Genomic DNA, 21,292 nt, shown 5'->3' with positions numbered 1-21,292 from the left:
AGGTGACCACCCGGCGTCGTTATGTCTACGCGTGGAAATGGAAGCTTAGCGGCCGAGCACGCTCATAGCTTCGTTGGCGCGGGAGGCCTGAACCTGAACCAGGTACGTGTCGGCGGCCATGGTCTTGAGGGACTTGAAGTCGCGCTTGCCGCCGGTGGCCAGGTGGGCCACGAAACCGAAGATCGCACCCCAGATGGCGCCGATGACCACGGACCACAGGATGATCGACAGCAGGCCGAAACCGGGTGCGAACAGGCCGAAGAGGATGCCGATGAACAGGCCGAACCATGCGCCGGAGCCCAAGCCGGCCAGGGCTGCACGCCCCTTGGTCATGCGGCCGGTGACGAACTCCTCGGAACGCAGGCCTTCGCCGACGATCTTGACGGTGGAGACGTCGAATTCTTTGTCGGAGAGCTGGTCGACGAGTGCCTGTGCCTCGACGTAGTCGGGGAAGCGGGCAATCGTCTCGTACTTCACGTCGGTGCTGATTTGCGGGGCCTGAACGGGCTCAGACATGCTTCCTCCTGCAATTATTGGATACTTCAAACTGTTATAGTTTGACCCTACCAACTACTTTCCGCGGTAACAAGCAGGGTGATGACATGAGCGCTGAGACACCGGACACAGTCACCGTGATGGCCCAGATGATGTCGGACTTGGGCAGACTCACATCGCGGGCTCGGATGCGGCGGGACTTGGCCGGGCAGGGCGTGAAGCTCTCCCCCACGGACATGTGGCTCGTGGACCGGCTCAGCGAGTTCGGTCCGGCACGTATGTCCGAGCTGGCCACGTGGCAGTCCGTGGATCGATCGACCATGACCACGCAAGTGGGCAAGCTCGAGAAACTGGGCCTGGTGCAGCGTGCACCGGACCCGCAGGACCGCCGCGCCATTGTGGTGTCCGTGACGGAAGCTGGGCGAACATTGCACGAAGAAAGCCGCGCAGCTGCCTGCACGGCTTTCGACAGTATGTTGGCCGACTGGAGTGATGCGGAGCGTCGTCAGCTGACCGAGTCACTCACCCACCTGGTGGACAGTCTGGTGAAGCATCTCTCCACCAAGTCCGAGGATCACAGCACGGAGCGGTAGACCTCCAGGGTCCGCTCGGCAATGGTCTCCCACGCGAAGTGGTCCTGGGCGCGCTGGCGTCCGGCGATGCCCATTTGGCGGGCGCGTTCCGGGTCGCTGGTCACGTCGATCAGTGCGGCGGCGAAGTCGTCAACGAACTTCTGCGGGTCCAGCGGGGTGCCGGTGCCGTCGGTGACCTGTTCGATGGGAACGAGTCGCCCGGTCTCACCGTCCACGACGACCTCGGGGATGCCGCCTGTTGCAGACGCCACCACGGCGGAGCCGCAGGCCATGGCCTCAAGGTTCACGATGCCCAGGGGCTCGTACACGGACGGGCATGCAAATGCGGTGGCGTGGGACAGAATCTGGATGACCTCGCGGCGCGGCAGCATCTTCTCGATGAGGACCACGCCAGTGCGCTTGGCCTTGAGCTCGTCGATGAGCCCGTTGACCTCGGCGGCGAGCGCGGGGGTGTCGGCTGCGCCGGCGCACAGCACGAGCTGCACCTCGGGCGGCAACTGGAGTGCGGCGCGCAAGAGGTAGGGCACACCCTTCTGGCGGGTCACGCGGCCGACGAATACCACGGAGGGGCGCTCGGGGTCGATCCCGTATTCCTCGAGGACGTCGGTGTTCGGGTCGTGATCCCACTGGGAGACATCAATGCCGTTGTGCACGGTGCGCACGCGGGCCGGGTCGACGTTGGGGTAAGAACGCAGGATGTCGTCGCGCATACCGTCGGAGACGGCGATGATCGCGGCGGCGGCCTCGTAGGCGGTCTTCTCCGCGAAGGAGGACACGCGGTAGCCACCACCGAGCTGCTCGGACTTCCACGGGCGCAACGGCTCCAGGGAATGAGCCGAGAGCACGTGGGGAATGTCGTACATCAGGGAGGACAGGTGGCCGCCCATGTTGGCGTACCAGGTGTGGGAGTGCACCAGGTCCGCACCGGAGACGTCACCGACCATGTTCAGGTCCACGCCCAGGGTCTGGATCGCGGCGTTGGCGGAGGACAGTTCCTCCGGCACCGGATAGGCCTTGACCTTGGCACCGTGGAAGTCGGGATCACGCGGGGCGCCGAAGCACCGCACGTTCAGGTTCACCAGTGGCGCGAGGACTCGGGAGAGCTCGGCCACGTGCACCCCCGCTCCCCCGTAGATCTCGGGCGGGAACTCTTTGCTCAAAATGTCTACTCGCACACTGTGAGCCTAGACCACATGCACGGGCCCGCCCCAGGGTTACGGCGAGCGCCACGGAAAGGTGACGGGCAGCGGCGTCGTACTCAAGCCGTACTCGTAAGGAAACTTATGCAATGTTTGCGGCGACACGATGGCGCGTGCCACAAATTGGGACACAATAGCGGTGAAGGCCAGTCGCTGGAGATTGTGCATTTCGGTGCTCCGGCTATGACTCGAACGGGAAGTGAGAGCTACATATGTCACGCAAGAAGAAGGTTTTGGCCATTGTCTTGGCCGGCGGTGAGGGCAAACGTCTGATGCCGTTGACGGAGGACCGGGCCAAGCCTGCGGTTCCCTTCGGCGGCGGTTACCGTTTGATCGACTTCGCGCTGTCCAATCTGGTCAACTCGGGGTACCTGCAGATCGTGGTGCTCACCCAGTACAAGTCCCACTCGTTGGACCGTCACCTCTCGGAGACCTGGCGCCTGTCCACGCAGTTGGGCAACTATGTGGCCTCGGTTCCCGCGCAGCAGCGCCGCGGTAAGGACTGGTTCCTGGGTTCGGCCAACGCCATCTTCCAGTCCATGAACCTCATTGATGACGCGGATCCGGACATCGTGGTTGTGGTGGGTGCTGACCACGTGTACCGCATGGACTTTGCGGACATGGTCGACTTCCACATCAACTCCGGTGCCAAGGCGACCGTGGCCGGTGTGCGTCAGAACATGGACATGGTGACGTCCTTCGGCGTGATCGAGACCGATCCCAACGACGTCACCAAGATCAGCCGGTTCGTGGAGAAGCCCGAGTCCACCACCCCGCTGCCCGATGACCCCAACTCGTTCCTGGCGTCCATGGGCAACTACGTCTTCGACCGCGACGCCTGGTGGAAGCCCTGCGCTACGACGAACAGCAAGAGGGCACCAAGCACGATATGGGCGGTGACATCATGCCGTACTTCTCCGATCGCGGAGAGGCAGCGGTTTACGACTTCACCAACAACAACGTGCCCGGCTCCACCGACCGTGACCGCCAGTACTGGCGCGACGTGGGTACGTTGGATTCCTACTACGACTCCCACATGGACCTGATCCGGCCGCTGCCGGTGTTCAACCTGTACAACTACTCGTGGCCGCTCTACACCCACCAGATCATGGCCCCGCCGGCCAAGACCGTGCGCGGTCCCAGCGGTCAGCCGGGTGTCGCCCTGGATTCGATCGTTTCCCCCGGTGTGCTGATCACCGGTGGCCGCGTGGAGTCCTCGGTGCTCTCCCCCAAGGTGGTCGTGGAACACGCGCCCGGGTGTCCGAGTCCGTGATCATGCAGAACGTTCGCGTGGGCGCCGGCGCTCAGGTGCACCGCGCCATCATCGACAAGAACATGGTGATCCCCCCGGGAGCCACCATCGGTATCAACAAGGAAGAAGACCTGGCCCGCGGGTTCACGGTCACCGATTCCGGTCTGACGGTCGCACCCAAGAACTTCAAGTTCGAGGACTGAGTGTCAGCCAAGCGTGAATAAGTGCCCGGGTCGGAAACGGCCCGGGCACTTTGCTTTCACGGGCATGATCAACGCACCTACCGACGGCGCCACCAGCGCACCAACCAGCGCGCTCACCACCGCACCTAGCAGCACTCCAGCAGCACCCCAACCGCACCCTCACCACTACACACGTCACCCCAGCTACTGGCCCCCGCCCAGGTTGGGCGGCCTAGAATGATGAATATGGTGCAAAGTTCCCTGACCCGAGCCGAAGCTACGACCCGTGCGGAACAGATCAGGGTTGACAGTTACGACGTCACCGTGGATCTGTCCGGGGCATTGGACCCCGATCAAATGACGTTCGGCTCCCAGGCCACGGTCCGCTTCACCGCAGAAGACGGCGCGGAAACGTTCATCGATTTCATCCACGATTCCATCTCCCTGGTCGAGCTCAACGGCGACGAACTGGACGTCGACGACGTCGTGGAAGGCTCCCGCATCCGCCTGCCCGAGCTGGAGGGCGCCAACGAACTCACCGTGGTGGGCCGCGCGCTCTACTCTCGCTCCGGCGAGGGCATGCACCGCTACGTGGACCCCCAGGACGGCAACGTCTACACCTACACCCAGTACGAACCGGCCGACTGCCGCCGCGTGTTCCCGGTCTTCGAGCAGCCGGACCTCAAGGCGTCGTTCACGTTCACGGTCATCACTCCCCCGGAGTGGATCGCCGGTTCCAACGGGGAACACCTCGGATCAGAAGCCGCCGGCACCAGCGACGTTCCCGGCGCCATCGCCCATGAGTTCGCGCCCACCGAGCGCATCTCCACTTACATCACCACCATCCTGGCCGGCCCCTACACCAAGGTCACCGACGAATGGCAGGGCGCGGACGTCCAGGGCGAGACCCAGACGGTTCCCCTCGCGCTGTACTGTCGGCGCGCGCTCGCCGAGCACCTGGATTCGGACGAACTGTTCGCCGTGACCAAGCAGGGTTTGGATTTCTTCACCGAGTTGTTCGCCTTCGACTACCCGTTCGGCAAGTACGAGCAGGCGTTCGTACCGGAGTACAACCTGGGCGCGATGGAGAACCCCGGCCTGGTCACTCTCACCGAGGACTACCTGTTCCCGTCCGGGGCCACGCGCACGCAGTTGGCCGGCCGCGCGAACACCATGCTGCACGAGATGTGCCACATGTGGTTCGGGGACCTGGTCACCATGAAGTGGTGGGATGACCTGTGGCTGAAGGAGTCCTTCGCCGAGTTCATGGGCGCGTACGCGTCCGTGCGGGCCACCGAGTACGACGACGCCTGGGTCGCCTTCGCGCTCGGCCGCAAGGAATGGGCCTATCGCCAGGACCAGTTGCCCACCACGCACCCGATCGTCGCGGACATCGTGGACCTGGAGGCCGCCCGCCAGAACTTCGACGGCATCACCTACGCCAAGGGCGCCTCGGTCCTCAAGCAGCTGGTCGCGTTCGTGGGTGAGGAAGCCTTCATCGACGCGTGCCGCGCCTACTTCCGCCGCTACGCGTTCGGCAACACCGACCTCAACGACTTCCTCACGGTTCTGGACGAGGCTTGCGAGGCCGACGTGCGCTCCTGGGCCGATGCGTGGTTACTCACCACGGGCGTCCCCCACCTGGAGGCCGGCGTCGAACGCGAGCCCGACGGCGCGATCTCCGCCGCCGCGCTCACCCAGACCTCGGACGCGCCCCGCCCGCACGTGGTGGCCGTGAGCACCTATGCCCCCGACAACTCCGGACAGCTGCTCCTGCAGCGCAGCACCGAGGTACGCGTGGATCCGGACGAGCCGACCACCGACCTGGCCGAGCTCCTGGGCGATACTTCCCCCGTGGTCCTGGTCAACGACCGCGACCTCACCTACTGCCTGGCCTCCCCCGGCGCCGAGGCCTCAGCGCGCTCGCCGACGCCGCCCACCTCCTGAGCGAGCCCCTCGCCCGGGCGCTGGCTCACTCCCAGTTGTGGGCCGCCGTCCGCGACGGCTCCCTGGATCCCCGTGACTACGTGCGCCTGGTCGCCCAGCACGGCATCACCGAGCAACACAGCAGCATCCTCACGACCATCGTGGATCGCGCACTTGAAGCCCTGGAAAGTTTCACGCCACCCCGCCTGCGCACTCCCCTGCGCGGCGAGCTCCTGGACGCCCTTCACACCGGCATGCTCAACGCCGAAGCGGGTTCGGATGCCCAGCTGACCCTCACCCGAGCTTTCGCCCGCTTGGCCACCAAGGACGGCGCACACTCCCGAACCATTGAGGAACTGCTCAGCGGCAGCAAGAAACTGCCCGGCTTGGACCTGGGCTCCCAGCTCACCTGGGCCCTGTGGACCGCCCAGACTGCCACGGCCCACGCCACGCGCTCGCAGCTCGATCAAGCTCACCACGCGGACACATCCCGCGAGGGACGCCTGGGCTACGTGCGCGCCGTCGCCGCGATGCCCGCCGAAGAAGCCAAGGCGGAAGCATGGAAGGCCATCACCCTGGGTCGGCTGTCCAACGACGAACTCTCGGCCACGATCTCCGGCTTCCAGCTCGCCGCGCCCGCGCTCCTCACCACATATGAGGACACCTACTTCGACAGCATTCGCACCTGGTGGGACGAACATTCCATGGAGATCGCCACCCGGATGATCCGGGGACTGTACCCGCGCGCGTTGGATGCGGAAGCGGCGTCGTCGGCGGAGGAAAACCCCACGGTGCTGGCCACGCAGAACTGGCTGAACAGCAACGGGACGGCGCCCGGGGCGCTGCGACGTATCATGACGGAACTACTGGATGACGCGCGCCGGGCACTGAAACTGCAGGCCGGAGTGTTGGCTCACCAGAAACGATAGGGATCCAAAGGCACCCAAGTGTTGCCCATGGATCGAGAGCATTTCGTGAGAAGCTGGAAGCGCAACGCGCTGCCGCTACAGCGAGGGAGACCATGACCGATTACGCGCTCAACGACCGAGGGTCCTTGGACGTTGTCACCGAGAACTTCTACGACACCGAAATCATGCGAGTGTTCGGAGGTTTGTCGGTTGGTCGTTCGCAGACGTGGACGGGACTGGCCGCGCTGGTACCTGAACCGGACCACCCGTTCGATCCGCGCACTATTTCCGTGCGCATCGGTGAGAACAAGGTGGCCCACCTGCCCACGCAGGACGCCCACCGCTACTGGGATCCCATCGCGCGTGTCGTGGCCTCCGGTTACACGCCGGTGGTGCCGCTCAAACTGGACGCGCGGCTGGAACGCAATGACGGTCTGGCGGAAGTGGACGCGACCGCGGTCATCTCCATTGCTCCCCCGGATCTGCTGTTTCCCATCAACCCCGCGCCCATCCAGGCCGCCGTGTTGCCCCAGGGCTCCTCGATCAAGGTGCTGGACGAGCAGGATTTCGCCGAGTACCTGCACTCGATCGTGCCCGCCAGCGGCGAGGGTCGCGTGATCGTCACGTTGGAGGCCAATAAGGTCCGCAACTCCCACGGCGTCACCGTGGACACCGTGGACGTGCTCTACGAACGCAAGCAGGTGGGCCGGCTGTCCACGCAGATGTCGCAGCAGTTCATCCCCATCATCAATCACGCGTTCGATCACAATCTGCTCACGGCCGCGTGGGGCACCATTCGCGGCTCCTCGTTCGAGGTCTCCATGACACTGCAGGCCGCCCGCGCCTCCGAGGTTCCGGATGCCTGGTACGAGGAACTGCCCAACGACGTCCCCGAGCTCGTCGCGGAGGCCGAAAGCTACGACCTGCCCCCGGCCTACATCCCGGTCGAGACCGACCGCGGCCGCAATTCCAAGAAGTGGCGCAAAGGTTACAGCGCGGCCCACCCCAATGGTCCCGCCGACGCCGCTGCTTCGCGTCCTTCCGGTGGCAGCTCGCGTGCCGCTGATGACCCGTTGGCCATCGGCGATCGACCCGCCGGCGAACGCCGCGGTTCGTCCCCCAAGGTCGCCAAGGCAACCGTGTTGATCCTGGCAGTGCTGACCGCACTTCTGATTGTGGCAGCGGTGGTCCTGATCGGCATCGAGCCGCTGGCCACTATGCTGGTCGCGATTGTGGCCGTGGCCACCGGTTTCATGGCCTTTTATCTTCAACGCACGTTGTAAGGCAGACTTAGACCCCTATGATTTCTCGCCGCGAACGCTTCATCCAGATCATCGAGGTCCTCTCCAGACACGGTTTCGGTTTTGCAGTGGGCGGCATCAAGCCCGAATGGCGGGCGCCGTTGGCGCGCGCACGACTGCTCAAGACGCAGACCTTCCACACCCAACCGGAGCACCTGCGCATGGCGCTCGAAGAGCTGGGGCCCACGTTCATCAAGCTGGGTCAGTTGGTCTCCACTCGTCCCGATCTCCTGCCGCCCGGTTACGCGGATGAACTGCATAAGCTCCAGGACAACACGCCGCCCGTACCCGTGGACCAGATCGCCGCGTTGATCGAGGCCGAACCCGATTCGCAGGCCGAGGAGATTCTGGCGCACATCGACCCCACCCCCGTGGCCACCGGATCCATCGGGCAGGCGCACATCGCCACCTACAAGGGGCGCGACGTGATCGTGAAGGTCCGCCGCCCCGGCGTGATGGACGAGGTCAACCGAGACCTGGAGATCATGAGCGACCTGGCCAAATTGGCTTCGCGCTATTGGCCGGCCGCTCGCGACTACGACCTGGAAGGCTTGGTCAACGAGTTCAACGACTCCCTGCGCGGTGAACTGGACTACCTGCAGGAAGCCCGCAACGCCCAACGGATGGCCGAGAACTTCACGGGCCACCCCCGCATCCACATCCCGGAGATCTTCTGGGAGGCCACCTCCTCCCGCGTGCTCACCATGGAACGCATGGTGGGTGTGAAGATCAACAACTACCCCGCGCTGGAGGCGGCCGGCGTGGACCGCCACTTGCTAGCCCGGGAAGCCACGGACGCCATTTGCAAGATGGTCTTCGAGGACGGTTTCTTCCACGCCGACCCCCACCCGGGCAACCTGTTCGTGGAACAGGACGGCCGGATCGCCATCATCGACTTCGGCATGGTGGGCCACCTCAGTGAGGAATTCCGCGATCACCTAATCACGCTGATGCTCGGCGTGGTGCAGAGCAACCCGCGCCGCGCCACCACCGGCCTGCTGGGACTCACCGCCACGGGTGAGCACGACGTCTCCAAACGAGACCTCGAGCGGGACGTGGCCGTGATGATGCGCCGCTACGCCAACAAGCCCCTCGAAGAGGTGCGCGTGGGTGAGCTCATGGGCGACCTGGTGCACGTGCTGCGCTATCACAAGCTGCAACTGCCCCGGCAGTCCGCGCTGCTGCTGCGCATGCTGGTCACCGCTGAATCCATGGGTACCGGCCTGGACCCGCACTTCGACCTCGTGTCCGTGCTGCAGCCCTATGCGGAGCGCTTCATCCTGCACCGATTGTCACCGGACGCATTGATGGCGCGGTTGCGCAGCTCGGTGGAGGACGCCATGCAGATGAGCGTGGACATCCCCGAGTATGTTCGCCGGCTCATCGTGGTGCTCGAACGCGGTGGCTTTGACGTTCACCTGCGCACCGAAGAACTGGAGCCGGTGATGAAGAGTGGCGCCAAGATCGGTCACCAGGTGGTGGCCGGCGGCATCATTGCCGCATCGATCAACGGCACCGCTCACATTGTCGCGTCGGATCCGGGGCGATGGAAGAAATATCACACACCCATTATCGTGGGAGGAATGTCCACGGTGGGTGTGCTGAGCGGGTACTTGGCGGTCTCCTCCAACGTTGACCGTGCCCGCAAACTGGTGCGCACCTTACGGGGTAAACGCCGCAGGGGTCTCTCGTAGCACCGGGCGACTAGTTGCGGTCCCGGTCCCACTGTTGCTGGGCTGGGCTGGGGATCACCTGGGTGGGTTCAAAGGACTTGGGTTTGAGCTGAGCCCCGTGAACGAACGCCCGTAGGTGTTCATTGCTTTCCATCACCTGATTGGCCAGGCCCTTCACGCCCTGAAGTTCGCCACGGATGGTCACGTAGGAGAATTCCGGGTCCAGCAGCGGGACCAGTGTCATTCGCAGGGCCTCTTGGATCGACGAGGCCCGCACGGTCTCGAGCATCGGCGCCGGAAGAATCAAGCGCGGTAGCTGGTTCACCAGGATCTCGACATCCGCTCCGTGCGAGGTCTCCACAAACCGCAGTTCGCACCCGGGGTGAGCGGCCAGCAACATGCCAGCTTCCCCCACGGCCCCGAACAACGTGGTAGCGCGGTCCAACACCGCGCGTGTGGCACTCTTTGTACGTGGCGGCACCAGCACGCTGAGAAATCCTGAGTTGGCTACCTTGATGTTGGTCTGTAGGTCGAAGGCTGACGGCCCTACCCTCATCAGGGTGACTTCCATGGCATCCGGGTCCAGGCGCTCGGAGTTGAGCCTCACGATTTCATGGGTCAGTTTTTGTAATCCCGTGAACGCTTCACCCAGGGCGGCGTTGGGAATGCTCAACTGTTGTGCCTGAGAGTTGTAACACGTGATCAGCGTTGACGATCTGGTGATGGTTCGGGTGGCGACACCGGCATTCCGGCGGGTCGCGTGTGGTGCTGCGTTGTCTTCATCCGATGAGCTGCGCGCAGCTGCCATGGACACTCCCCTGCTCAATTCTCTCGCTGATGTCGGCGACTCCTACTGGGGACGAACCCGGCCGAGGGGGCGGTTCATCGTGCTCCTTAATCGCACCGACGTACACATCCTAGGCCACAAAATGGATTTCTAGGCACGGTTACCTTCCAGTATCGTCCCAGGTTATGGGGGATAAAGCCGTTTAGCTACGGGTATCCGTGGGCAATGTGTCCTAGACTGACAGCGAATGTCGCGTCCCTTACAGCGGTGCAGCTGTGGCCCACCCCCTAGGGCCATTCCCCCAGCGCATCGCCGTGATCGCGTTTGCACCTGGAAGAGGAATATTCATGCACACGATCATGCCGATCTACGGCACTCGTCCTGAAGCCATCAAGATGGCTCCCATTGTGAAAGCGCTTCAGGAAAGCCCCCTGTTCAACTGCGTGGTGACCGTGACCGGCCAGCACCGAGAAATGCTGGATCAGGTCAACGAAATTTTTGAGATCACCCCCGATCACGATCTCAACATCATCCAGCCCCGTCAGACCCTCAATGGCGTGCTGACCCGCACCGTGGACGGCCTGGACAAGATCTTTGCCGAGAACGCCCCGGATGCCGTGGTGGTCCAGGGTGACACCACTACCTCCACCGCCGGTGCCATTGCCGCCTTCTACCGCGGCATTCCCGTGATCCACGCGGAGGCCGGCCTGCGTTCCTTCGATCTGTTCTCTCCTTTCCCGGAGGAAGCCAACCGCAAGCTCACCTCCCAGATCGCGTCCCTGCACCTGGCACCCACCTCCACGTCTCGGGACAACCTGCTGCGCGAGGCCATCACTCCCGAAGACATCGTGGTTTCCGGTAACACGGTGATCGATGCCCTGCTGCACACCGTGGAGAAGCAGTTGCCCTTCTCCGATCCGCAGCTCGAGGAGATCGCTCAGTCCGGCAAGCGTGTGCTGTTGGTGACCACCCACCGCCGTGAGAATCAGGGTGAGGCCATGCGCGGCGTCGGACGCGCCCTAGCTCGTATTGCGGCTGCTGAGCCGGACCTGACCATCGTGTTGCCCGTCCACCGCAATCCGGCCGTGCGTGAAGCCGTACTGCCCGCCATCGAGAACTTGCCCAACGTGGTGGTCACCGAGCCGCTGGCCTACGGCGAGTTCACCCGCATGCTGTCCGTGGCACACCTGGTGCTCACCGATTCCGGTGGAGTCCAGGAGGAAGCCCCCTCTTTGGGCAAGCCCGTGCTGGTGATGCGCGAGAACACCGAGCGCCCGGAAGCTGTGACGGCCGGCACCGTCAAGCTGATCGGTACCGACGAAGAGCGCATCGTGGAGGAAGTGGACAGCCTGCTCAACAACCAGGCCATCTACGAGGCCATGGCCAACGCCGTGAACCCCTACGGTGACGGCAAGGCCGGCGCCCGCACGGTCGCCGCGATCGCCAGATGTTCGGTGTTGGCGAGCGTATTCCGGATTTCGATTCGCAGGTCTAATTAGTCCATCCGTAACTCTGGGGGAAGAGGACACACATGAAACTGACGGTCATTGGTACGGGCTACCTGGGTGCAACCCACGCTGTCTCCATGGCGGAGCTGGGCCACGAGGTAATCGGCCTGGACGTGGATCAGGCCAAGATCGATGCCCTGGCATCCGGTGAAGTTCCGTTTCATGAGCCCGGCCTCCCGGAGTTGCTGACCAAGCACATTGGCACGGGCAAACTGCGGTTCACCACGTCCTATGAGGAGGCCGTCCCGTTCGGTGACGTTCACTTCATTGGCGTGGGCACCCCGCAGAAGGCCGAGAGCCACGCGGCGGATATGCGTTATGTGGACGCTGCGGTCAAGGCGATCGCCAGCGCGGCTGATCGCGACTGCATCATCGTGGGCAAGTCCACCGTTCCGGTCGGTTCGGCCGCTCGCCTGCAGGAGCTCGCTCGAGAAAAAGCCGCCGACGGCGTTCGGGTCACCCTGGTCTGGAACCCCGAGTTCCTGCGCGAGGGCCACGCCGTGGACGACACGCTGACCCCTGACCGCATGGTGCTGGGACTGGAGACGGATGCCGACGGCCAGTTCACCGAGGAAGCGCTCGCCGCGGAAAAGGTGCTGCGCGAGGTCTACGCCTCGCAGCTGGCTGCAGACATCCCCCTGATCGTCACCGACTATCAGACCGCTGAACTGGTCAAGGTCGCTGCCAACAGCTTCCTGGCGACCAAGATCAGTTTCATCAACGCCCTCTCCGAAATCACCGAGACCGTAGGTGGCGATATCCGCACTCTGGCCGACGCTATTGGGATGGACGAGCGCATCGGGCGGAAGTTCCTCAACGCCGGCGTAGGTTTCGGTGGCGGTTGCCTCCCCAAGGACATCCGCGCACTGCGTGCCCGCGCCGCCGAACTTGGTGTGGACCAGTCGGTGCGGTTCCTGGCCGAGGTGGACGACATCAACCTGCGACGCCGCGAGCACACCGTGCAGTTGGCCGTCCAGCAGCTCGGCGGCTCGGTTCACGACCGCGACATTGCCGTGCTCGGCACCGCGTTCAAGCCCGAATCCGACGACGTCCGCGACTCCCCCGCGCTGGACATCGCCGCTCGTCTGCACTCCATGGGCGCCGAGGTTCACGTCTACGACCCGAAAGCGAACGCCAACGCCGCCAAGCGCTACCCTCGCTTGGACTACGTGGACCGGATCGAACAGGCCGTGGCCCGCGCCGAGATCGTGCTATTGCTGACCGAGTGGAAGGAGTTCCGCGAGCTGACCCCCGAACAGCTGGAACCCTTCGTCCGGGAACGCACCATCGTGGACGGCCGTAACGTGTTGGATCCGGATCAGTGGATCAACGCTGGCTGGAAGTATATGGCGTCTGGACGATCGATCAAGAAGTAACTACCTAACAGCCAGGTTCCCTCATCCCCCGACTGGGAGAACCTGGACCCTCCGAACGGAAGGCATTCCGTGGTCGCACTACACCCCTACCCCGGGGTTTGTGATCTTCCGCAGGGATTCATCCCCCACCCTGCCGGAAGGTTGGTCCACCGTGTCTCTTGGAGACTCCGAGTGGGTCTTCGCTCATGACCATTTGGAGACGCCTGAATTAGTTACCGTTGGTGATGGCGATCGTTGGGTTCTGGTGCATGGACTGTGCCTGTATGCGGGCGACGATGAGCGCGACATGGCTCCGGCCCAGCGGCTCGCAGAGGCGGCTGCCACTGATGAATCCTCGTTCCTGGACTTGTTAGACGTGCTGGGTGGTCGGCACGTAGTGCTCTTAGGCAACGCAGACGGCTATTCGCTGTATCAGGACGCTACGGGGATGCGGTCCGTGTACTTCTCGCCTGAAGCGGAACTCGTTGGGTCGCATGCGCGACTACTTAATTCATTGCAGGAACATCGAGCACGACCACGAGCTCAGGGCCGCCGAGGTTTCCTGATGGCATGGGATAGAACACCTTATGTTGGTATCAGTGCATTGCTTCCCAATCATTCGCTTTCCCTGCCTAACTTTCACCTAGAACGTTGGTTCCCTCGCCGCGAAAATCCATACCAATCGTGGTCAGTGGGCGCCCGGGTCGCCGCCTATATTGGCCTTTGGGAACGACAATGGCGCGAATTCCGGAAGAAAGACTTCAATCCGGTTTTGTCAGTCACCGGCGGCCACGACAGCCGCACCAACCTCGCGTTGCTGTCCGACCACATACGTGGGATCCGTACTTTTACATACAGTGCGGCGGATGATGTCCAGTCAGAATGGGCTGACAGCGTTCGACTCGACGAACACATTGTGGAGGACATCAAAAAATGCATTACCTTAGATCATCAGTTCTTCATTACCAATCCTGTCCGCGATAGGGACAAGTCATTCCCCATAGAACTTGTGGCTCAAAATACCGTGGGAAAACATGGGTCCTGGCTGCTGCCATACTACCTTGAGCACTTTTCGCAGGACGGAGTTGTCCACATACGAGGCAACACCTATGGCGTCTACAAGGCACCTTGGGGTATGACCAGCAGAAACAACACATTGGATAGCCTTCAAAAGCTCTACATGGCTACCACTAAGCAAGACCGTGGCTATGAACCCGACAAGTCACGGGAGCGCCATTTCCAGAACGGCGCACGACGTTGGCAGTATTTGAATGATCTCCACGGCTACCACCGTAGAGAAATTTACTATTGGGAGATCCGCCTCGGCCGTTGGGCAGCTGAAATTTACAATGAAACGGATATTGTTTTTCCGTCGTTCGATCCAACGAACGTCCGATCCATGTTGGAACTCGCTTTGTCTTTCTCCATTCCAGAGAAGAAGGCAAAATTATTTCAATCTGAACTCATTAATACTGCCTATCCGATTCTGAATTTTCCTGGTAAAAACACGACTCATAACCTTTACGAACAAACCAGATTCTCCGCAATAGGGGTCAGCGATTCCCCTGCTGGAAAGAAAGCCAGCGGCAGTTCAACCGATGTCCTCCCACCCGAAACCTCAGTAACCGTGGCTCCGGGCATGACAATCGCCCTAGACGGTGAAATTCTGGATTGGGTATCTTTGAGTGACTCGGATCTGTACATGCCAAGCGACCACTTTTTGGAACGTTCGGTGAGCGGCCGGTTATTTACTTCGCCACCATCAGACGGAAGTCTGACTTTCGCGGTAGAAGCTGACTATTACAAAACACTCGCCCGCGACACTTGGTTTTATCAGGTGAGTGTGGACGGCACGGTTCGCGCCAGATGGGATGGGGCGCTACGAGGCCATCCCGTGCACGTAACGGTGAGTAACGTGACCCCCCAATCCACGATCGAATTTCAGATTGCCGCCCTTAGAAATCGGCAGGGAAACCCATCCTGGGAATCCGCTACCCGGGCACGCATTAAGAATGCGAGATTCTTATTACATGAAACAAATGGAGAGACGCTTGTTGCCACGGATGTTCCAGAAAGCAATTTGGAGTCCACGACAGAAAAATTAACGATCTCTGTTGAAAGCATTGATCAACTCACCAAGGACGATTTCACTCCTGAATTTCCCCGAAGGGTGGACGTCGTAACCACTCACTGTGTAATACCTCTGCTCGTGGTTAGGCGGAGGGGTGCACGCCGGACAGCAATACTGTGTAATGGGCCCGTTGATCTGGGTAGTTCTAAAGGAAAGCCCGTATTCCAGCGCTCCACTTGGTGGCCCGATATAGCACACCATCAGATCTATGTCTGCGATCCAGCAACCGTGGGCGATAACGCAGTGTCCATAGCCTGGGGTCAGTATTCACCCGAGTACTGGTCCATTCCCGATACCTCACAGGCAGTACGCGCAATCAATGACACGTTGACCGAGGGTGCTTGCGATTCGCCCTTGTATTTTGGTTCATCCGCTGGCGGATTCACGGCGCTCGGATTACTTGCTATGGACCCGAAAGCGCATGCAATAGTCAATAATGCCCAATTCGACTGGACCACATGGTACTCTTCGGCCGTACAAAATACCCGCGACAGACGATTACGTTCTATGCCGCTCACAGACCTCAACCTTCTTGCTCCAGAACGGGTAGATGTCCTTCGTCGCCTTGCAGCGATACCATCCCAGGCTAGTGTCGACTACTGGGTCAACACAGCGCTGAAGCACGACCGCGATGTGTCCCTTCCCCATTGGGAGCGAGTTCTCGGAGAATCCCCTCACTTGCATGAACGAATGAGGTGTCGGCGTTACCATGACATGAACGCTGGATCCGCTCCACTGGGAAAATCAGAGACAATTACCCTCTTATCGGAGAGCGGACCTGACCCCCGATCAGGTACCTAGCCGCGTTTGACAACTACCCCCGCACGTTGATCGAAAGGACCCTTGTGGTTGCACTGCACCCCTACCCCCGGGGGTTCCTCATTCACGAAGCCAACACTGCCCCCACCGTTCCGGCCGAATGGTCGACTGTGACGCTTGGATCGTCGGGATGGTTATTCACACATGACCGGCTTTATACCCCGGAGCTGGTGATGATCGCGGATACAGATCAGTGGGTTCTCGTTCACGGCCTATGCCTGCACGCAGGGTTGGAAGACGTAAATGTATCCCCCGCCCAGCACCTTGCTCAGATGGTCCAGCGCGGAGAGATAGATTTTCTTGAAGCCCTCGATTATCTTGGCGGTCGGCACGTGATCCTGCTCGGCGACTCCAATGGTTTCAAATTGTTCCATGACGCCACGGGTATGCGGTCCGTCTATTTCTCGCCAGAATCATCCATGGTGGCATCCCATGTTCACCTCATCACCGATTCTCAATCGCACGTACATCGATCTGATGACCAGGGTCGACGAGCGGCCATAGCAGGTTGGGATCGAACGCACTTCGTTGGGATCACCTCTCTTCTTCCGAACCACTTCTTGAAGGTCGCTGACTGGGCCGTGCAACGATTTTATCCGCGTGAAGTCAATCGCTTCAGTGACTTGAGCACAGCCGAAAAAGTCCAGGCATTCCGCGGAATGTGGAATCGTGAGATGCACAACCTGGTAGCTACTGGATCCAAATTAGTCATGTCACTCACGGGTGGCGCAGATAGTCGAACCTCGCTCGCGCTCTCCATGGACCACGTGAATGACATCGAGATGTTCACCTATACAGTGGCAAGCAAAGGCAGCTCAACCTGGTCAAAGTCCATGGCACTCGATAAGCAACTCGTCGAGGAGATCAAAGAGCTCGTCCCGGTGGAACACCGCTACTTTTTCTTCGGGAAGAAGAATTTGCCACGCAGCAAGGAAATCGCCCAGCTGCTCAAGAAGAACACCACCCAGAAGCATGGTCATTGGCTTGTTCCGCATTACGCCAACGCCTTTCCCGAGGACGATGTGGTACATCTGCGCGGCAATGCCTATGAAATCGGCCGAGCGTACTGGGGAACAAATGAGTGGAACGATAATCTAGAAGGCCTAGAACGGCTTTACAGAATGCGGACCAAGAAGGATTCCGGGTACGAACCAGAAGAATCTCGGAAGACTGATTTTGAGCGCGGAATGAATACCTGGGAATATAACGTCCCGCTCCATGGATACCATCTTTGGGATATCTTCTATTGGGAAGTTCGTTCCGGCCGCTGGCTAGCTGAGATTCTCAACGAAACCGACATTGCCTTCGAGACGTGCGTGCCCATGAATGTGCGAGCCATGGTTGAGATCACCTTGGCCTTTTCTATCCAAGAACGGTCCGATGGTTTCTTTTTCTCGGAACTCATCAACTCTGGTTGCCCTGTCTTAAATTTCCCCGGCAAGAATGACCCTCGCAACATCTACGAGCAAGTTCGAGATGAACAAGCGGAGCTTGCGGCTCTACACGATACTGAGACTCGCGTAGCGCTGCTTCAGGAATTCCAAGTAGCTACTGAGGGCGGATCGACTAGATCCGTGACCCCTGACGGCAACCGTTTCTACATTCCTAGGGACGATTTCATGGTCGGCACCACTGTCACACGAAGACTCCGACCAGTACCCGGTAATGGCGATCTGATCTTTACAGTGGATTCTCCGTACGCCAAAGCTTCTGCTGTTGGTCACTGGTACTACCAAGTGAATGTGGATGGAAAACCCGTAGCTCGCTGGGACGGGGCGGAGCGGCGTCGTCCAGTTCACGTCACGCTAGGAAACGTGCAGCCAAGTCATGAGGTCTCTGTGAGCATCGTGGCTCTACGTGACCATATCGGTGCAGTTTCGTGGGAAATCGCGTCACGTGCACGGATCATGGACGTATTATTCACTGAGAGCGATGCCACTGGTGCACTCACGATCGCTACCGACATCCCTGGAAGTGTTTTCGCGAGTGATGACTGCGGCGTGCTGTCCATTCACGTGGATCATCTCGGAGATCTGACTTCTCGGGACTTTCAAGAAGACAGCCCCCGTCGGTTGATCTGATCACCAAATATTGTGTGATCCCCTTGCTAGTCGTACGCCGATCCGGGGCCGACTCAACCGTGATCATGTGCAACGGCGCCGTAGATCAAAGCCTCTCTCAGGGAAAACCCGTGTTCCAACGCTCCACGTGGTGGCGCGAGATCGATCAGCATCAGATCTATGTCTGTGACCCCGCCACTGTAGGGCACGAAGCTGTGTCTCTGGCTTGGGGCCAATATTCTCGAAAGTACTGGTCTGTACCTGACACAGCCCGCGGTGTTAGGGCCATTGCCAATGTGCTTGGATCCAACCAGGCCGATCAACGTGCGTACTTTGGCTCGTCTGCAGGTGGTTTTCTCGCACTGGCACTCATCTATCACGACCCCGATGCTCGCGCGATGATCAACAATGCGCAGTTCGATTGGACTCGCTGGTACGCGCCAGCGGTGAACAAACTTCGGGCTCGCCGACTGAAGTCGATGCTACCTGCGGATCTGCGGACCATGTATCCGTTAAGGACCAATGTCCTGAACCTGCTATCGACGATGAATCAGGGACCTCGGGTCGACTACTGGATTAACACGGCTTCAGACCACGATAGACTGATCGATTTGCCGGAGTTCCAGCAATTCGCGGAACAGTTCCCGTGGATAGCCCACCAAATGGTATGCCATCAGTACTCCGATGAGGACGCTGGCCACAATCCGTTGTCAAAGACAGACACACTGCGGATCCTCGCAGAAACCTAGTTTTGAGGACTTACGCCTCGAACCGTACCCGTCCCACAGCATTGGAGTAACTATGGCCCAGGCCCTCTCGTGGCGCGATGTGGCGCCCGAAGTAGACTTGCCGAGTGTCACGGTGGATTACCACGATCATCGCTGGACCCTGAAGGGTCCAGGCGACAACGACCACATTTTCAAGAGCATTCGCACCTCGGGCACTTTCTACGAGCTCGAGTTACTTGAGCACCTGGCCAGCCTGGTCCACGAGGGAGATCTGGTTCTTGATGTGGGTGCCAACCTGGGCAACCACACTGTTTGGTTTGCCGGAGTACTCGGATGTCAGGTGCGTGCCTTTGAACCGGTCCCCGCGCTAGCTGTCGTGCTTGCGAGGAATGTGCAGTTGAATTACCTGGATTCGAAGGTACGCGTAGAACCCCTTGCGGTGGGGGCCAATAGTCACCGTGCATCAGTAGCCCACTGGGACATGAGCAACACGGGACAGACCCGTTTGACACGGGACCCGAACGGAGACCTCCGCGTGATTGCTCTCGATGACATCCATCACAACCGTCCGGTGCGATTGCTCAAAATCGACGTCGAAGGCATGGAACTTTCTGTGCTGCATGGGGCGACTGCCTTGATTGATCGTGAACGGCCCGTAATAGTGGCCGAGGCACAGGACCCGCAGGCGGATCAGGAGCTGCGCCGGTGGTTCAAAAACCACGGTTATGAGGTCACCGGTGTCTACAACATCACTCCCACGTTGGTGGCCGTCCACGAGAGCGAAGCATATACCATTCAGGATGGGGGCCTCGCTCGTGACGACGCCCGTATTCTGTCAATCCTGGACCAAGTGTTGGAGCGCTTCACGCGATTGGAACACCGGATCGACATCTTGGCGAAACGAGTTCAAGTGGCTTCCAAATCCACGCAGTCGGATTCTGTGTCAAGCTCTGGAGAGCCTCATCAGGTGGTGGAGCACTTGCAACGCCGCGTCCAAGAACTCGAAGCGAGACTAGCGGCCCTGAGCGCGGCGCCCCGACCCCTTTCCGGCAACCCAAGCAACCCCGACAAGCAGGACTGATGATCATGGCCAACCACGCGAGCAGGGATTACTCCCGGTGGGGCGAACTCCATTATGAGCATAATGACGCGGATGCATTCAGGGCAGTACTAGAGTCTGGACGGGCCGCTGGCGTGCATTCGGTTCGCATGCGGGATGGAGAATCACTCGATCTTCAGATTGTAGGAGAACCGGGCAAGGACGGTCGCGCCATTCCCGTATTCTTCAACGGAGCTGTTCCTGCGCGACACGACAAGTCAGGTCCGTTCTTTTCGGGTGGTCGAGTAGGTCCATTAGTTTCATCGGGATACGTTAGCCTGTCCGATCCTGCGGTGGACCGCGACCCGGGCGTCACGCTCGCTTGGTATGCGGGCCATGAAGGCCTTGCCACTCGGGAGACAATTCTCGCTGTGCTTGAGTCAGTGGCGTACGTGTTCCTCCGTGAGCTCGTGCTTGTGGGAGGGTCCGGCGGTGGGTTTGCGGCACTTTATTATGCCTCACGTCTAAGATCTGATGCCTCCGCTTTCGTGTGGAATCCCCAGACCGATATCTTGGCGTATAACCGAACGTTCGTGGACGCATACCTTACCCGTTCATTTCCCGAGCGATACGCCGCCGAGCTGGATCCGGTTTCCTGGCTGGCTCAAAGAACCGAGGAATGTACAGCAGCTGACCTTCATCGCAGCGTGGTTAGTCCCGATCACCACGACCCGCGTATGGTTCGTCGATTGCTGCTATTGCAGAACCACTCGGATTGGCACCTCACTGGACATACGGTGCCGTACCTCAAAGCCCACGAATTCGTGTCCATGGGCACCGGTAGCTACATGCTCAGCCCAAACCACGTTATTCAGATAGCAGAATGGGGACAGGGTCATGCTCCACTCCCCACCGAACTAATTTTGGACCACCTACGAGCGTTCCTGGATCCCGATCGAACCTCATTGGACATCGGGAGGGCTATAGCACTCGATGAACGCTGCGACGCCACGGTGGTCTCTCGTGCGCCTTTGGATCTTCGACCGCTAGTGCAGGGCTTCCGCGAGGGATGGACCGCGACCGGCGATCCTACATCGGGGTCCGTAGACGTTGCGATCGGAGCAGTGCCAGAGGGATACGGGGGTCTTCGATTCGGAGTGATCCAGAAATCCGGCTCGGCTAGGGAACAACTTGCATGGTATTCCCCCAAGACCAAAATCCAGTTCCCTCCCGAGAAACTCTGGTCCGGTGCTGAACTCATGGTGGTGGCCAGAGACGGGCTGAATAATCATCTGTTGCATGTGCCGGTGACTAATCCTCGATCCACCGACTCAGG

General features: G+C 60.5%; 13 protein-coding genes and 2 pseudogenes. 12 read left to right on the top strand and 3 right to left on the bottom strand.

From position 1 onward, the window contains the following. Positions 1-45: 45 nt before the first annotated feature. A complete protein-coding gene (locus YO9_RS0105515; RefSeq protein ID WP_016996592.1) occupies positions 46-516 on the bottom strand; it encodes a YflT domain-containing protein in 471 nt (156 codons plus the stop codon). Positions 517-602: 86 nt separating this feature from the next. On the opposite strand from YO9_RS0105515, the gene YO9_RS0105510 reads away from it, so the two are divergent. Beyond that, positions 603-1,088 (top strand): MarR family winged helix-turn-helix transcriptional regulator, encoded by a 486-nt coding sequence (locus YO9_RS0105510; RefSeq protein WP_016996591.1) that lies wholly within the window; start codon positions 603-605, stop codon positions 1,086-1,088. Here YO9_RS0105510 and glgA read toward each other — a convergent pair. Next, positions 1,070-2,263: a glycogen synthase gene (glgA, locus tag YO9_RS0105505; RefSeq protein WP_031272734.1), complete on the bottom strand. Its 1,194-nt coding sequence runs from the start codon at positions 2,261-2,263 to the stop codon at positions 1,070-1,072. The genes YO9_RS0105510 and glgA overlap by 19 nt on opposite strands. 236 nt (positions 2,264-2,499) lie before the next feature. Between glgA and glgC the strand changes: the two are divergent. The 5 genes and pseudogenes from glgC to YO9_RS0105485 all read left to right on the top strand — a co-directional run bounded on the left by glgC (position 2,500) and on the right by YO9_RS0105485 (position 9,550). Further along, positions 2,500-3,742: pseudogene (glgC, locus tag YO9_RS0105500) on the top strand (glucose-1-phosphate adenylyltransferase). Between the two features lie 225 nt (positions 3,743-3,967). Then, entirely contained in the window at positions 3,968-5,668 is a 1,701-nt protein-coding gene (gene pepN / locus YO9_RS0105495; protein ID WP_223286156.1) for an aminopeptidase N, read from the top strand. Next, the gene (locus tag YO9_RS17055; RefSeq protein ID WP_223286157.1) at positions 5,608-6,576 is read left to right on the top strand and encodes an ERAP1-like C-terminal domain-containing protein; all 969 of its coding nucleotides are present in this window, start codon (positions 5,608-5,610) and stop codon (positions 6,574-6,576) included. The genes pepN and YO9_RS17055 overlap by 61 nt, the downstream gene beginning before the upstream one ends. Positions 6,577-6,668: 92 nt before the next feature. Next, the gene (locus YO9_RS0105490; protein ID WP_016996588.1) at positions 6,669-7,838 is read left to right on the top strand and encodes a hypothetical protein; all 1,170 of its coding nucleotides are present in this window, start codon (positions 6,669-6,671) and stop codon (positions 7,836-7,838) included. Positions 7,839-7,855: 17 nt separating this feature from the next. Further along, the gene (locus tag YO9_RS0105485; RefSeq protein WP_016996587.1) at positions 7,856-9,550 is read left to right on the top strand and encodes an ABC1 kinase family protein; all 1,695 of its coding nucleotides are present in this window, start codon (positions 7,856-7,858) and stop codon (positions 9,548-9,550) included. A gap of 10 nt (positions 9,551-9,560) precedes the next feature. Here the strand turns inward: YO9_RS0105485 and YO9_RS0105480 are convergent, their stop codons facing one another. Beyond that, positions 9,561-10,202 carry a hypothetical protein gene (locus tag YO9_RS0105480; protein ID WP_223286155.1) on the bottom strand — a complete coding sequence of 214 codons (642 nt, stop codon included), beginning with the start codon at positions 10,200-10,202 and terminating at the stop codon, positions 9,561-9,563. A 461-nt stretch (positions 10,203-10,663) separates the two neighbouring features. Here YO9_RS0105480 and wecB point away from each other — a divergent pair. The 6 genes and pseudogenes from wecB to YO9_RS17045 all read left to right on the top strand — a co-directional run bounded on the left by wecB (position 10,664) and on the right by YO9_RS17045 (position 19,998). Beyond that, positions 10,664-11,811: pseudogene (gene wecB, locus YO9_RS0105475) on the top strand (non-hydrolyzing UDP-N-acetylglucosamine 2-epimerase). A gap of 36 nt (positions 11,812-11,847) precedes the next feature. Continuing rightward, complete coding sequence (locus tag YO9_RS0105470; RefSeq protein WP_016996585.1) at positions 11,848-13,200, top strand: UDP-glucose dehydrogenase family protein; 1,353 nt, start codon at positions 11,848-11,850, stop codon at positions 13,198-13,200. A gap of 151 nt (positions 13,201-13,351) precedes the next feature. Next, on the top strand, positions 13,352-16,111 hold the full coding sequence (locus YO9_RS17050; protein ID WP_223286153.1) for a hypothetical protein: 2,760 nt from the start codon (positions 13,352-13,354) through the stop codon (positions 16,109-16,111). 44 nt (positions 16,112-16,155) lie between these two features. Further along, positions 16,156-18,210, top strand: coding sequence for a hypothetical protein (locus tag YO9_RS0105460; RefSeq protein WP_016996583.1), 2,055 nt, complete (start codon positions 16,156-16,158; stop codon positions 18,208-18,210). A 110-nt stretch (positions 18,211-18,320) separates the two neighbouring features. Beyond that, entirely contained in the window at positions 18,321-18,938 is a 618-nt protein-coding gene (locus tag YO9_RS0105455; RefSeq protein ID WP_016996582.1) for a hypothetical protein, read from the top strand. Positions 18,939-18,990: 52 nt separating this feature from the next. Beyond that, the gene (locus tag YO9_RS17045) at positions 18,991-19,998 is read left to right on the top strand and encodes an FkbM family methyltransferase (protein WP_016996581.1); all 1,008 of its coding nucleotides are present in this window, start codon (positions 18,991-18,993) and stop codon (positions 19,996-19,998) included. Positions 19,999-21,292 lie beyond the last annotated feature (1,294 nt).

This window comes from Kocuria atrinae C3-8, from assembly GCF_000286355.1.
Lineage (GTDB): Bacteria > Actinomycetota > Actinomycetes > Actinomycetales > Micrococcaceae > Kocuria > Kocuria atrinae_A.
This window is presented reverse-complemented; position numbering and strand designations above follow the sequence as displayed.